Below are 13,615 nucleotides of genomic sequence, written 5' to 3' on the forward strand. Positions count from 1 at the left end.
TTGGCGCGAAATGTCGCGTGATTCAATAGGATTCACATTTCTGGTATCGGCCGCGTTATGCGTGGCATGCTCAATTCTCGTCTCCGGGGCGGCGGTCGGTTTACGCGGTCGCCAGGAGCTGAATAAAGAGAATGAGCGTAAAAAAAACATCCTCTCGGTTGCCGGTTTGATTAAACCCGGCGAGTCTGCTGACATCAGGCAGATTTACGAAGAGCGGGTGAAAGGAATCATTGTCGATCTGGATTCGGGCAAGGTCGTTACTGACGACAAAGAACTATTCCCCAATCCTGCTGAATATGATCAGAAGGCAGCGATCGACAATCCCAAATTGAGCATCGAGATTAAGTCGAGCGAAGATATCGCCGGAATCGGACGCCGCGAAAATTATTCCTGGGTCTATCTGATCAATGATGAGAACGGCAAGCTCACTCAGTATGTTTTGCCCGTCAGAGGCAAAGGACTCTGGTCCACCATGTGGGGCTTCATTGCACTCGAAACAAATTTAACGACTGTTGCCGGTTTGACATTCTACGAACAGGGTGAAACACCCGGCCTGGGGGGCGAAGTTGATAACCCCAAGTGGAAAGCGCAGTGGGCAGGCAAAGAAGTCTATAACAAAGAATTCGAGCCTGATATTGAAGTCATCAAAGGATCAGTGAATCCGGAATCTTCCAATGCGATCCATGAAGTAGATGGGCTCTCAGGGGCAACGATTACATCACGTGGCGTAACTCATCTGCTGGATTTCTGGCTGGGTGATTTAGGGTTTAGGCCTTATCTCGAAGACATTCGAGAAAAGGAGGAAAAACAATAATGAATTCAAGACAAAAAGAGGTCCTGACCGGGCCGATTTTGAATAACAATCCGATTGCTCTGCAGATTCTTGGAATTTGCTCGGCGCTGGCGGTAACCACCAAGATGGAAACCGCACTCGTGATGAGTATCGCGGTGACTCTGGTAACCGCCTGCTCGAATGCCGCGGTCGCTTCGATCCGCCTGCAGATTCCCAGCAGTATCCGCATCATCGTGCAAATGACGATTATTGCCTCGCTGGTGATTCTCGTCGATCAGTTCCTGAAAGCATTTGCCTTTGGCATCAGTAAACAGCTCTCCGTATTCGTGGGGCTGATCATCACCAACTGTATCGTGATGGGACGGGCGGAAGGCTTCGCTATGAAAAACGAACCGGGCATCAGTTTCCTCGACGGAATTGGAAACGGCCTGGGATATAGTGCGATTCTAATGCTGGTGGCTTTCTTCCGCGAATTATTCGGATCGGGAAGCCTGTTCGGCGTACAACTACTAAAATTAAGTCGCGACGGTGGCTGGTATGAAGCAAACGGCCTGATGCTATTGCCCCCCAGCGCATTTTTCATCATCGGCTTTGCCATCTGGGCATTGAGATCGTGGAAGACCGATCAACTGGAGGAGGCATAACATGTTTGAACATTACCTGAGCCTGTTTATTAAATGTCTCTTTGTCGAGAACCTGGCACTGGCCTTCTTCTTGGGAATGTGTACCTTCCTGGCTGTTTCCAAGAATGTAAAAACGGCCTTTGGTCTGGGAATCGCCGTGGTCGTAATTCAGACCATTACTGTTCCCGTGAATAATATCATCTTTCAGCATCTGCTGAAAAAAGGAGCTCTCACCTGGGCGGGATACCCAAATGTGGATCTGACGTTTGTCGGATTGATCTGCTATATCGGCGTGATTGCGGCGATGGTTCAGATCCTGGAAATGATTTTGGACCGATATTTCCCATCACTCTATAACTCGCTGGGAATTTTCCTCCCGCTGATTACTGTGAACTGTGCGATCCTCGGCGGAACTCTGTTCATGGTTGAACGCGATTACAACTTTGCTGAAAGTTGCGTGTTTGGTCTCGGATCGGGAATCGGCTGGGCGCTGGCGATTGTCGCACTGGCGGGCGTTCGAGAAAAAATGAAATACAGCGATGTTCCCCCCGGATTACGCGGGCTGGGAATCACGTTTATCACCGTTGGTTTAATGGCGATGGCCTTTATGGCGTTCTCCGGAATTCAACTATAAGACTTTTACATTTTACTGGTTTTTTAGAGCGGTCAACGTTTTATCATGATTATAGAAATTTTGTTCGGCGTGTTGATGTTCACGGGCATTGTATTAGCCCTGGTCGCCATCATTCTGATTGCGAAATCAAAACTGGTTGCCTCTGGTAACGTGACGATCACTGTTAACGAACAGAAAAAGATCGAAGTCCCAGTGGGAGGCAAGCTGCTGAGCGCACTCGCCGAAAACCAGATCTTCGTTTCCTCGGCCTGTGGTGGGGGGGGGACCTGTGCTCAATGTGAAGTGAAGGTTCTGGAAGGGGGCGGAGACATTCTGCCTACCGAACGATCACACTTTAATAACCGCGAAGTCAAAGAAGGCTGTCGTCTCTCCTGTCAGGTGCCCGTGAAAGCGGACATGGATATCGAAGTACCGCCGGAAGTCTTCGAAACCAAAAAGTGGGTCTGCAAAGTCAAATCCAATGACAACGTGGCGACCTTCATTAAAGAGCTGGTCCTGGAACTTCCAGAAGGCGAAGACGTTGCCTTTAAAGCCGGTGGTTTCATTCAGATCGAAGCACCACCACATCATCTGAAATACAGCGAATTTGATATTCCCGACGAATACAAAGAAGACTGGGATAAGTTCAACTTATGGCGTTTCGAATCCAAAGTCGATGAAGAAACGATTCGCGCATATTCGATGGCCAACTACCCCGGTGAAAAAGGGATCATCATGCTGAATGTGCGTGTTGCCTCCCCGCCTCCTCGCTCACCAGAGGATACACCTCCGGGTAAAATGTCTTCCTACATTTTCAATTTGAAACCGGGCGATGAAGTGACCATCTCCGGTCCTTATGGGGAATTCTTCATCGCAGACACCGAAGCAGAAATGATCTACATCGGTGGTGGTGCTGGTATGGCTCCGCTGCGATCACATATCTATGAATTGTTCAAAGAACGTAAGACTGATCGGAAAGTTTCTTACTGGTACGGTGCTCGCAGCATGCGGGAAATGTTCTATGAAGATGAATTCCGGGCGATTGAAGAACAGTTCCCGAATTTCAAAATGCATATCGCATTATCTGACCCGATGCCGGAAGATAACTGGTCTGGACTGCAAGGGTTCATTCATCAGGTGTTACTGAATGAGTATTTAAGCAAGCATCCGTCACCCGAAGACTGCGAATATTATATTTGTGGTCCGCCAATGATGTTGTCCGCAGTGCGTAACATGCTGGATGATCTGGGTGTCGAGCCTGAGAACATCAGGTACGATGATTTCGGTTAAACAGACACAAACTCTGCTCTGTCGAGCAGCAGCATTACTGCTGCTCGGCTTGATGCAAACTGCATGTGAATCAGACCAAACCGCTTCTGTTACAGACACGTTCAATAAGCAGCAGATTGAAGGCCCTACGATGGGGACTTCGTATCATATTACGGTCTGCACCAAACCCGACAACGCAGTCGAAGAACCTGCGCTCCAGCAGGAAGTCGATCAACTTCTGCAAGAGATCAACCAGCAGATGTCGACGTACATCAAAACGTCGGAGCTTTCGCGGTTCAATCAGTCAGAGCCGGATCAATGGATTAACGTTTCGCCGTCTGTCGTGAAGGTCGTTGACGCAAGCCTCAAGCTCAGCAAAGACAGTGCAGACGCTTTTGATATGACGGTGGGACCTTTGGTGAATATATGGCACTTTGGTCCGAATCCCGGCAAAAAAACATTGCCCGCAGCCAGCCGGATTGAAGCAGCTCGAAAGAGTGTAGGTTACCAACACATTGAAGTGCAGCATGACCCGCCTGCGTTGAAGAAGTTGATTCCCGAGGTGTATGTGGATCTGTCTGCCATCGCCAAAGGGTATGCCGTTGATATGGTTGCAGAGTTGCTCGAGTCTCACTCGATTGAAAATTATCTGGTGGAAATTGGTGGTGAGATGCGAGCGCGAGGACACAATAACCAGGGGCTGCCCTGGAAAGTCGGTATTGAAAAGCCGGTCAGTGAAACACGGGTTGTGCAGAGTGTCGTGCCACTCTCTAACCTGTCGATGGCAACATCCGGCAATTACCGCAATTTTTTTGAGGTGGATGGCGTCAGCTATTCCCATACAATTGATCCCCGTACAGGTTGGCCTGTGAAACACACGTTGGCATCAGTCACTGTGGTGGGAGAAACTTGTATGAACTGTGACGCGGTGGCAACTTGCCTGATGGTATTAGGCCCTGAAGAGGGGTATAATTGGGCAAAGGAACGGAAGATCGCCGCTTATTTCATTGTAAAAACAGGCAATGGCTTTCAAGAACGTTATTCCCCACGCTGGCACGAATTATTGGGAGAGGAAAACAAATTATGATGACAACCGTCTTGTTCGCTCTCGGTATTTTTGTCCTTGCTTTTGCAGGGATGGCCGTGGGCGTGATCTTCAGTAATCGCTGTATCAAGGGTTCCTGTGGCGGCCTTGCGAATCTGGAAGGTGCCGAGGACTGCTCACAATGTGGAGGCTGTTCTGTTTCCGATCAGAAGCAGAAAAACGATCAGGTTACCGCTGCTAATTCCTGTGCCGCTGAGGATGAAGAGTAAATCCACAAATTGCACTGATTTCGGAAAAGCTGTCGTTTCCAAGAAAACGTGCCGGAAATATTTCAATGTTTTTCTTGGTAGATCGAATCAGATGTGAGACAATGATACTAAGGTCGATCTATTCCTGGAAGAATAGCCGTCTTTTCTGAATAAGCCATCTGAAATTAATCGCAACGAGATACATCTATCGATCTCGAGAGGAGGTTGCCATGTCAACAACGGAAAATAATCAAGCCGATCCTGAACCCGTTCCTGTTTCTACGGAAGAAGAAGCCAGCGAACAACCCCAGGCTGAACAGAGCAGTCAAAGTGAGACTTCGGGAGCGAATAAATCGATTGATCGCTTGCGCACGGAATTCGATAAGCTATTAGGCATCGCCGTCGAGCAGGGAGAACGCGCGTTGGACAAGTTGGGTCTGTTTGGAAATGAAGCGGTCTGGATGCCACGTGTCGACCTTCTGGAGCAGGAAGAACAGGTTCAGGTCTATTTTGATTTACCTGGCGTGACGGCTGAAGAGATCAATATTACGCTGGCAGGAAATATGCTGACGGTGACAGGCAAGCGCAGCACCGGAACAGCGACCACTGCCGGTCAAACCGTGCGGATGAGTGAGCGACCTTCCGGACAGTTTCGCCGTTCGGTTCCCATGCCGGTCGCCGTCGATCCCGATAAGGTCACCGCATCGGTTCAGAACGGAATCCTAAGTGTCGTACTGGAAAAATCGTCCACCGAGAAGTCACGCCAGATTCCGATTAACAGTGCATCCGGTGCCGGCTTTGCATCCTAGAGAGAATCTCATAACGATCTCTCTTATAGACTTTCAATGACGTGGGCTTCGACCGATTGCCCCGGCGTGAGGTTCATGCTGGGCGCGACAATCAGTCGATCTCCCGCTTGAATGCCTGTTTGGATTTCGGCTTCGAAATCGTTCATCACACCCGGTTCAACGTCTACCAGAATGGTCTTATTGTTTCTAACGAGAAAGGCCTGCCATTGGCAGGAACCATTGCGAAACAGCGTTGACCGGGGAACTTTGACAACATTCTCTATGATGTCGGTGTAGATTTTAACCCGCACTCGGAAGTCCATTCCCAGGTTCCGTTTCTGCTTTTGCAACTCTTTCCAGATATTGTTCTCGAAGCCGATGATGACTTTGACCCGCTGCTGTTCGACGCCGAGAGACGAAATTTTGGTGAAGCCTTTGGGGTAGATGCGTTTGACTTTTCCCTTGGCAACCTGGTTGCCAATCGCAGGGCCTTCAATATCAACGGGCGTGCCAATCCGAATATTGCCCACATACTGAGACAGCACGTCGACTTCCACTTCCAGCTCTTCCAGTTGGCCGATTTCCAGTAAGATTTCGCCGGCTGGCAGAGTCCGTTCGTTTTCATAATTCTTTGTTAAAATCGTCCCGTCAATCGGGCTCTGCATTGTGGCCCGCTTGCGATCGCGCTGTAGCTGCTCCAGTTGCGAGATCGCCTCTTTTTGTTCTTCTTTCAGCACGGCTTCGGAAAGCACTTTCTTCTCTTTGTATTTCTGAATCGAAATCTTCCCGACCTGCATCGCACTTTGAACTGCCTGCAGGGAACGCCAGGTTAAAATGTCTTTCTGATAATCCACTTCGCTCTGTTTCTTAAACAGATCCGCTTCATTCAGTTCGCTTTCCGAAATCGCGTTTTGTTTCGAGAGCTGATACTTGCGATCAAACTCAGAGCGGGCGTATTCCCATTTGGCTTTGCTGGCTTCCTGCTGTTTGCTTGCGGCTTCGACCGTCAGATCCATTGACTTCAGGAACTCGTCAAACTGAATGAGAGAGTTGTCTTCCAGTCGGTTATCTGCCTGCTCAATAATTTTTTTAGAGAACTGCTGGACTCGGTACTTTGCTTTAGCCACTTCCGCATCCAGATCGGATGTGTCCATCTGAGCCACGACTTGACCTTTAGCGACTTTCTGGTCTTCCCGTACAGTGATCGGCAGAATGCGACCATTTAAAGGCATGGCGAGGCGATAGATGCGAGGCAGCGTGGTTTTGGCGCGTTCTTCCACAAAGGCTTTGACCTCGCCTGTCTCTGCGACTGTCACGTCAACGGGGAGCGGGGTACCCGCAAAAAAGTAGGCGACTCCCAATCCACAAAACAAAATTGCCGTAATGATAATGGCTTTTCGGGACATGTTTATTCCTTTACATTTAACGCCGTTAACCAGTCCATCTTCTGGATTGCTTTTTGTACCGGCCAATGTGAAATCAGTGTAAATAATATTCCCAACAGAACGGTGTAGACCCAGCTCATCGTTCCGATGGTGAAAGGCATGCGAAATAATTCGGTATCGTAGGCGATGTTAATACCTTTGGCTGCCCAGTAACCGGTTGGAAGTCCCAGCAGGATGCCCGGCAGATTAATACAAAGACTTTCTCGCAGAAAGATCGAACCGACTTCGGCCGGAGTATAGCCTAAAACGCGAAGCGTGGCGATTTCCTGCTGCCGTTCAGAGAGAGAAATCAATGAAGCATTCAAAATGCTGCCGAAAAATATCAGGCAGGAAAAGATGATGACGACGACGATCATCACAACCATCTGTTCGACGAGAACTTCCTGCAACTTGTCTTTCTGGTCTCGGATCGAATTGACCGATTGAATCGCGGGAACCTGTTTGAGCTCTCGATAAATCTGCCGCGTGACCGCCGGGCGGGGGTTGGTCTTGAGTTGCACGCTGGTGAGCGAACTTGATTCCCCCATCAGCCGATTCAGATAGTGAAAGTCGGCATACACGCTTAATCCCAAATAGCTGTCGATAATTTTCATCACCGGCACCTGTCTGGCGATGCGGTCCCCGGAGACCGGGATCATTTTGATCGAGTCGCCCGCCTGAACCTGCAGGATGTCGGCCAGTTTGCGCGTGACGAGGATGCCGGTCTGAGGTACTTCCACACGAGCTCCGGCTGTATCGCGGGGAATGGTCAGCCGCGCATCGCTGAGAATCCCTATGATGCCGACCTTCTTTTCATGAATGCCATTCTTCAAGGTACAACCAACCTGAAACAGCGGCTCTGCATAATCGACGCCCGGGATTTGCTGCGATTCATAAAAGGCAGAATAATCATGGTCGTCTTTGAAGCCGATATCGATGTCGCTTAAAAGCAACTTATCGTATTGGAAATCGAGTAGCGCAAACGCACTGTCATACATGGAGAACGTCACCAAGAGCAGCATCGCGCCAACGGTGGCAGACAACAATCCTCCCAGCGTGCGTGTCCGATTGCGAAAGATGTCCCGCAGAACCAGTTGCCAGCGAAAATCGAGTGCGTTCCAGAATACCTGAATTTTCTCCAGCAGGATTCGCCTGGCACGCAGTGGTGGCTTGGGACGCATGGCTTCCGCTGGCGATAAACGAACGACCGAGCGAACACCGCGAAACGTTCCCAAAACAGCAAAGAACACACTGATCAGCATGCCGAGGAGAATGACACGCGGATACATCTGATTCGTCAGCGAGGGGAATTCAAAGAAGTTGCGGTACTGCGCCGTCATCGCACCTGCCAACGAATAACCGATGAGCGTTCCGAAAATGCCCCCCGCGATACCGATCAAAAGACCGAACTGAATGAAATGCAGGAACATTTCCTGGTTGGAATAACCAAGTGCCTTGAAGGTGCCGACGACCGTCCGTTGCTGTTCGGCCATCCGCGACATAAGTAAGTTCAGCGCCAGAGCGGCGACGATCAGAAAGATGGTGGGCAGAATCGTGGCGCTGACTTTCAGGCCGTCGATTTCACTTTTTAAAAACCAGTGCGACGATTGTTGTTCCAACGGTGTTGTGGAAAACACGCCGAAATCGTCGAGGTTGAGTTCAAGTTGGTCAAGCACCTGTCGCACTCGATTCGCGTTTTGAAATTCAGGAGCCAGCTGTCCCAGGATTTGATTGGCGGCTCCTTCGAAGCCGAAGACATCTTCCGCGTAGTTGTGTTTCAGATAAAACACCCCGTAGGTTTCCGGTTCCGGCACGAGGCCACCCGGGCCGATGAGATAGACATATTCGGAGCTGATGGCGGTGCCAACAATCAGGAGATCCTGCAGGCGGTTGTTCAGAATTAACTGAATACGATCGCCGGGACGCAGGTTGTGGGCGCGTGCGAACGCATCATTCACGATCACCTCTTCCTGCCTCTGATCAGTGAAGTAGCTTCCCTGTTTAATGACGATGCTGTTGATCGGGGCGTTTTCATGTGCGGGCAGAGAGACCACTTTACCCGAGAGCGGCTTTTCGACTCCCTCCAGCGACGCGGTCACCTCGAAGATGATGCGGGGTAAGATGTTTATCACGCCGGGAACATCAGTCAGTGTGGCGAGATCACCAATGGGGACTTTTTTGAGTTCAACAGAAAAATCAGCCATATGGCACAGCCGATAATAGTTTTTCCGTGAATACTCCAGATTGTCGTAGGTCGATGACATCGCGATGAAACAGCCGATACCTACGGCGATGATGCTGATGATCGCTGCCAGAACCCCTTTCGCAGCGAACAGCTCACGCAGCAATTTTCGGTGCAGGACTTTCATTACCAGGTCACCTGTTGCGCAGCGATGGGATGCGGGTTAACGCTCGTTTCGGCAATCGTCCCGGAACCGATGCGCACAATTCTCTGTGCCATTTGCCCGATGGCGGAATTATGCGTGATGATGACCACTGTTTTTCCCAGTTCTCGATTCAGGTTTCCCAGTACTCCCAGGATCATGCGGCCGGTAGTCAGGTCGAGGGCGCCGGTCGGTTCGTCACAGAGCAGCAGTTCCGGATTTTTGACCAGTGCGCGGGCGATCGCGACGCGCTGTTGTTCGCCACCCGAGAGCTGGGAAGGAAAGTGATTTACCCTCGATGACAAGCCGACGAGCTCCAAAGCGTCGTCGGGCGACATGGGGGAATCGCTGATATCCGCGGCGACGATCACGTTTTCCCGGGCAGTGAGCGTCGGCACCAAATTGTAGAACTGAAAGACGAAACCGATATTCTCACGACGGTAGCGGGTGAGTTGCTGTTCGTTGAATTCTGAAATATTCTGATTTTGAAAAGAGACGCTGCCTTCGGTCGGGAGATCGATGCCGCCGACAATATTCAGCAGGGTACTCTTGCCAGACCCGGACGGGCCGACGATGACCAGGAACTCGCCATCATAGATTTCCAGGTCTACATGATGCAGCACGGGGACGGAAACATCTCCAGTGATGTATGTTTTGGAAATGGATTTCAGAGACAGCAGAACTGGGCTCTCGCCGGGGAGGTGAGGTTGAAGTGCGTCAGCATCGGGGGCAGGCATGATAGTGGTCTCTGAGCAGATTGAAGTTGGTCGCTGGAATCAAGCAGGGGGAGTCCCTTTGCCACTTTGAATGTACTTATCTCGTTGCCGAGCGTATTCTTCGGCGGTGATAGTTTCGTCTCCCGTTGGGGCAGACTCACCAGAATCGGGAACGCTACTTTTTTCGAACTCGGAAAAGTATTGCTTTAAGTAAGGCACACACCACCCACAGCCAGTGCCGGCCCCGCCACATTCACTCAACTGGCTGGCGCGCTTCGGACGGTGAATGCGAAGATGGTTAATAATTTTCCGCTTACTGATATGAAAACAGTAACAGACTTTGTCGTCAGGTTTCACGGTGGATTCTAATTTCGTCTGGAATCGGTTGAATGAATGCGAACGATGCTCGCTGAAATTCAGGGAACTACCGCTCTCTCGATGTGAATCTTATTTGATTTGACAGTATATGTCAGGGCACCTTTGCTTAATATCAGTGTTAATAATTTTTCCAGAGTCGTATTTTTGCGTGAGACAGCGACAGCCGTTTCCATCAACTGCGGGTCATTTTCGATATTTTCCGCGAATTGAAATTCCGTATCCAGTATTTCTTCAAACTGTGTAATCAGTGTCTTCAGCGGAACTTCTTCCCGCTGGCGAAACTCCACGATCGGAATTTGCAGCGCAACGGTGACGTCTGTTGCCGGCACTGGTAGCGGTGCAGGCGGGAGCGGTTTCTGCGCAATCAGAGGAGGAATGTGTTCCGGTTTGACGGCGATTAATTCCCGAACGTGCTCCAGAGGAACTGCTTTGACAGGTGGGGCTTCAACGACTGGTTGTGGCGGAGCTGGTGTGGGTTCGACATCTTCAGCAGGAGGCTGTAGCATATCAACTTCTGTGGAGGCAGAAGCTTCTACTTTTGTTGCATCGGGCGAGGATATTTCTGAGACGGTGGCAACCGGTTCCTCTGTTTGAACTTTTGCAGAAGGGGACCGATCCAACAACATCATCAATAGAATCAGGACCGCGCCGGTGCCCGCGACAATCCAGGACATCAATACGGGGCTGGCAAGTAATAACGCCCCGCAACGGCGTACCGAGTTCCAGCCTGCTCGCATTTTGTGAGAAAAGCCGGGGGAACGATCTCGGACAGGTGGCGTGGAAATCTGGCGGACCGTCCATTGCCCGTCGGGAGTCTGTGTCAGTTGAAGCGGATGATCGCAGTCGGGACAGTGAAACGTAGAACCAGCTGTCTGCCTGCTGCGCATTCTGAGCAGAGCCTGACACTGAGGGCATTGAAAGGTGGTGACATCCATCAGCAATCACCTTTGGATTGAATCCGACGTGGAACGTTATTTTTTGGGCGGAAATTCAAATTGCTTCAAATTATTTTGCTTCGCATAAGGCTTACTGGTGATCGTCGCTGTCTTCTTGGCCTCATCAATGACCAGACACATTTGATCCTGGTCTTTGACATTGAAAATCGCCTGAATCGCATCGAGTCCGGAAACCAGGCCCAGATTCATCGTCTGTGGCATGTTTTTGGTATAACCAACAAGTTTGAGCGCTTCCCCTTCGAGAATGATATTCGTTTTCGTTTCGTCAGCAATATACGCGAACGCTTCCTGGAGCGGCATCCGACGAAAATCGATTTCGACTTTTTGCTTCAAACGATCCACCACCTTATCAGGCAACTTGGGACCAGCAGAGGGCTTGATTTTCGCTTTGGCGGAAAAATCGGTTCGCGTTGATTCATCCCAGGCGAGCAAGCTGGCAAGCGCCAGGTTTGGCGCCGCACGTTCTGGCAAGGTACTGGTTAACTGAGCGTAGCGCTCACCAGACTGCTGTTGATTTGCCATGCTGAAGGCTTTGAGCATCGCGGGGAAGCGGCCAATGACTTTGCGGCTGCCTACCGTTCCCGGATTCATTTTCTCCACCCCTGTCAGCATTTCATGCGGAAGCTGGTCGAGTCGTTCCTTTAAATTGATTGCCAGTTTGGGAGGCCGAATCATGGTGGTATTGCGGAAGGTCATTTCGGAATAAAAATCATCCTGCCCCAGATGAACACTCCAGGCAACAGTTTCGACGCCATCGCCGATCCAGTCCAGTAGCTGGTTTAAAAAGGGATGTGCTTTTTCGGGAATCAGCACATCCTGCTGACGGCGGACTTCATCGGGATCGAAGACGACAGTCAGATGGCGGTCGCGGTCGGTCTGTTTCAGGATCGATTCGATACCAGGAGAAGTACTGCTTTCGTATTCACGCGATTCTGCCATTTCTGTAGCACGGTCGGTTCCGGGAGGACCTATGACATAGGTGGTTCCATCCACGATCATGTAGGAATGTTTGTCACCGGAATAGATGGGAAAACTATAGCTATCCAGTTGTTGGCCATCGAACTGTGTGATCAATTCTGAACGCTTCACGGGTTCGGTGAGACGAACGACGGCCGCGTACTCTGGTGGTGCGCCGGGACTTCCCAGCATCAGGCAGAAGGTGAGCTCTTTGATTTGCGCCGGGTCTCGAAGACAGATTTCTTTGATTTTCTGCTCGGCCCAGATTCCAATCGGTCCCAGACAGGCGCGAAATTCTTCGCCTTGAGAACCGGGTGCCCAGAGTTCGGCTGGTCTCAAGTGAAACAAGACGCGGGTACCGGCGGGGACATACAGTAGACGGATCGGTTCCCCCGATGTAGGGCTGGGAATCTTTTCCTGAGTCTGGCTGACTAGCTTGCCAGGCAGCATTGGTTTTGCGGGGACAGAGCTCGCGGCAGCAGGAGTCGCAGGTTTTGCGGAAATCGTTTGTTCGACTCTTGGCCAGACAAAAAAGGCACCGACGCCGATCACAAGGATCAATGTCAAACCGATGAGTATCGAGATATTTCGCCGCTTCGCGTTTTTTCGACGCAGTTCGCGGAGGCGCGCCACGCCCGCGTGCTCTGTTGACTCTAATGCAATATTAGGAACCACGGAGCCGGGGGCATCTGTGTTAATGACGGGTGCCGACGGTTCCACCGCTTTTGAAGCGTCTGATGATGTATCGATCTGTGGGAATGAGCCGGGGCTCTCAACGGGCGCTGTGAATGCTGCAGGTTGCGGCGATTCTGCCGGTTCGTCGGGAACCCATTTGGCAGAAGTCCCCACAACTGGAGTGACGGGTTGTGCCAACTCGATTTTCACTTCTTCATTATGCTGCGGTGCTGCAGGGGGAACTGTCTCAATTTGAATTTGCTCAGGCCCCGCTTCCGGGATCGCCGGTGAGGTGACCGGAAGTTCCAGCACAAACGCATGTTTGCAATTAGGGCAGCGCGCTTTCTTTCCGAGCAGACTCTTATCCCGGAGTTTGAGCTTTTTTTTACATTGAGGACAAGGGACAGCAATGCTTGTCATGAATCCGCCTGTGAGTATGTTGTTTTCGTAAGATGAATCGTGGTAAGGAGTAAAGCGGCAGCATGTCACCACACGCAGGAGCAGCGCTTTCCTTTATCATACGTTTTGTCGAGGAGTACTGCCAAGTCTTTTTGAGGCTTGTTTTGGATTAAGACCGGTTTCTCAGTAATTGTGGTTTGTGCTGGCCCAACACGCGGCTCCCCTCAAAACAACGAGTGGCTTTTAAGTAATGCGCGTCCCAATAGACACATTATGACGGTAGTAAGTACCCAAAAACCAGATCAGTCCCTCTCTCTTCCCAACCCGCAACGCATCATTTTTCAAAA

General features: G+C 50.7%; 13 protein-coding genes. 7 read left to right on the forward strand and 6 right to left on the reverse strand.

The window, feature by feature from the left end:
* The 7 genes from AAC022_RS24375 to AAC022_RS24405 form a co-directional block, all read left to right on the forward strand.
* The coding region (locus AAC022_RS24375) for a Na(+)-translocating NADH-quinone reductase subunit C (protein WP_339735404.1) at positions 1-814 on the forward strand (814 nt) is incomplete at its 5' end.
* Positions 814-1,437, forward strand: coding sequence for an NADH:ubiquinone reductase (Na(+)-transporting) subunit D (locus tag AAC022_RS24380; protein ID WP_145222176.1), 624 nt, complete (start codon positions 814-816; stop codon positions 1,435-1,437). The genes AAC022_RS24375 and AAC022_RS24380, both read left to right, overlap by 1 nt.
* 1 nt (position 1,438) lies before the next feature.
* Positions 1,439-2,050 carry an NADH:ubiquinone reductase (Na(+)-transporting) subunit E gene (gene nqrE, locus AAC022_RS24385; protein WP_339735407.1) on the forward strand — a complete coding sequence of 204 codons (612 nt, stop codon included), beginning with the start codon at positions 1,439-1,441 and terminating at the stop codon, positions 2,048-2,050.
* Between the two features lie 45 nt (positions 2,051-2,095).
* Positions 2,096-3,319 carry an NADH:ubiquinone reductase (Na(+)-transporting) subunit F gene (gene nqrF / locus AAC022_RS24390; protein WP_339735409.1) on the forward strand — a complete coding sequence of 408 codons (1,224 nt, stop codon included), beginning with the start codon at positions 2,096-2,098 and terminating at the stop codon, positions 3,317-3,319.
* Complete coding sequence (locus AAC022_RS24395; RefSeq protein WP_339735411.1) at positions 3,306-4,385, forward strand: FAD:protein FMN transferase; 1,080 nt, start codon at positions 3,306-3,308, stop codon at positions 4,383-4,385. The genes nqrF and AAC022_RS24395 overlap by 14 nt, the downstream gene beginning before the upstream one ends.
* Positions 4,382-4,612 carry a (Na+)-NQR maturation NqrM gene (gene nqrM / locus AAC022_RS24400; RefSeq protein WP_339735413.1) on the forward strand — a complete coding sequence of 77 codons (231 nt, stop codon included), beginning with the start codon at positions 4,382-4,384 and terminating at the stop codon, positions 4,610-4,612. The genes AAC022_RS24395 and nqrM overlap by 4 nt, the downstream gene beginning before the upstream one ends.
* A 209-nt stretch (positions 4,613-4,821) precedes the next feature.
* Positions 4,822-5,400: an Hsp20/alpha crystallin family protein gene (locus AAC022_RS24405; protein ID WP_339735415.1), complete on the forward strand. Its 579-nt coding sequence runs from the start codon at positions 4,822-4,824 to the stop codon at positions 5,398-5,400.
* A gap of 23 nt (positions 5,401-5,423) precedes the next feature.
* On the opposite strand, the gene AAC022_RS24410 is transcribed toward AAC022_RS24405, so the two are convergent.
* Genes AAC022_RS24410 through AAC022_RS24435 form a run of 6 tightly spaced genes read right to left on the reverse strand, consistent with a single transcriptional unit; the run spans position 5,424 to position 13,289 of the window.
* Positions 5,424-6,785, reverse strand: a complete 1,362-nt coding sequence (locus tag AAC022_RS24410; RefSeq protein ID WP_339735417.1) for an efflux RND transporter periplasmic adaptor subunit — start codon at positions 6,783-6,785, stop codon at positions 5,424-5,426.
* A 2-nt stretch (positions 6,786-6,787) separates the two neighbouring features.
* A complete protein-coding gene (locus AAC022_RS24415; RefSeq protein WP_339735419.1) occupies positions 6,788-9,172 on the reverse strand; it encodes an FtsX-like permease family protein in 2,385 nt (794 codons plus the stop codon).
* Positions 9,172-9,924 carry an ABC transporter ATP-binding protein gene (locus AAC022_RS24420; RefSeq protein ID WP_339735421.1) on the reverse strand — a complete coding sequence of 251 codons (753 nt, stop codon included), beginning with the start codon at positions 9,922-9,924 and terminating at the stop codon, positions 9,172-9,174. The genes AAC022_RS24415 and AAC022_RS24420 overlap by 1 nt, the downstream gene beginning before the upstream one ends.
* A 39-nt stretch (positions 9,925-9,963) precedes the next feature.
* Complete coding sequence (locus AAC022_RS24425) at positions 9,964-10,260, reverse strand: (2Fe-2S)-binding protein (protein ID WP_339735423.1); 297 nt, start codon at positions 10,258-10,260, stop codon at positions 9,964-9,966.
* A gap of 59 nt (positions 10,261-10,319) precedes the next feature.
* Positions 10,320-11,216 (reverse strand): DUF4974 domain-containing protein, encoded by an 897-nt coding sequence (locus tag AAC022_RS24430; RefSeq protein ID WP_339735425.1) that lies wholly within the window; start codon positions 11,214-11,216, stop codon positions 10,320-10,322.
* Positions 11,217-11,252: 36 nt separating this feature from the next.
* The gene (locus AAC022_RS24435; protein WP_339735427.1) at positions 11,253-13,289 is read right to left on the reverse strand and encodes a hypothetical protein; all 2,037 of its coding nucleotides are present in this window, start codon (positions 13,287-13,289) and stop codon (positions 11,253-11,255) included.
* Positions 13,290-13,615 lie beyond the last annotated feature (326 nt).

The sequence above is a fragment of the uncultured Gimesia sp. genome (assembly GCF_963976445.1).
In the GTDB taxonomy this organism is placed as follows: domain Bacteria; phylum Planctomycetota; class Planctomycetia; order Planctomycetales; family Planctomycetaceae; genus Gimesia.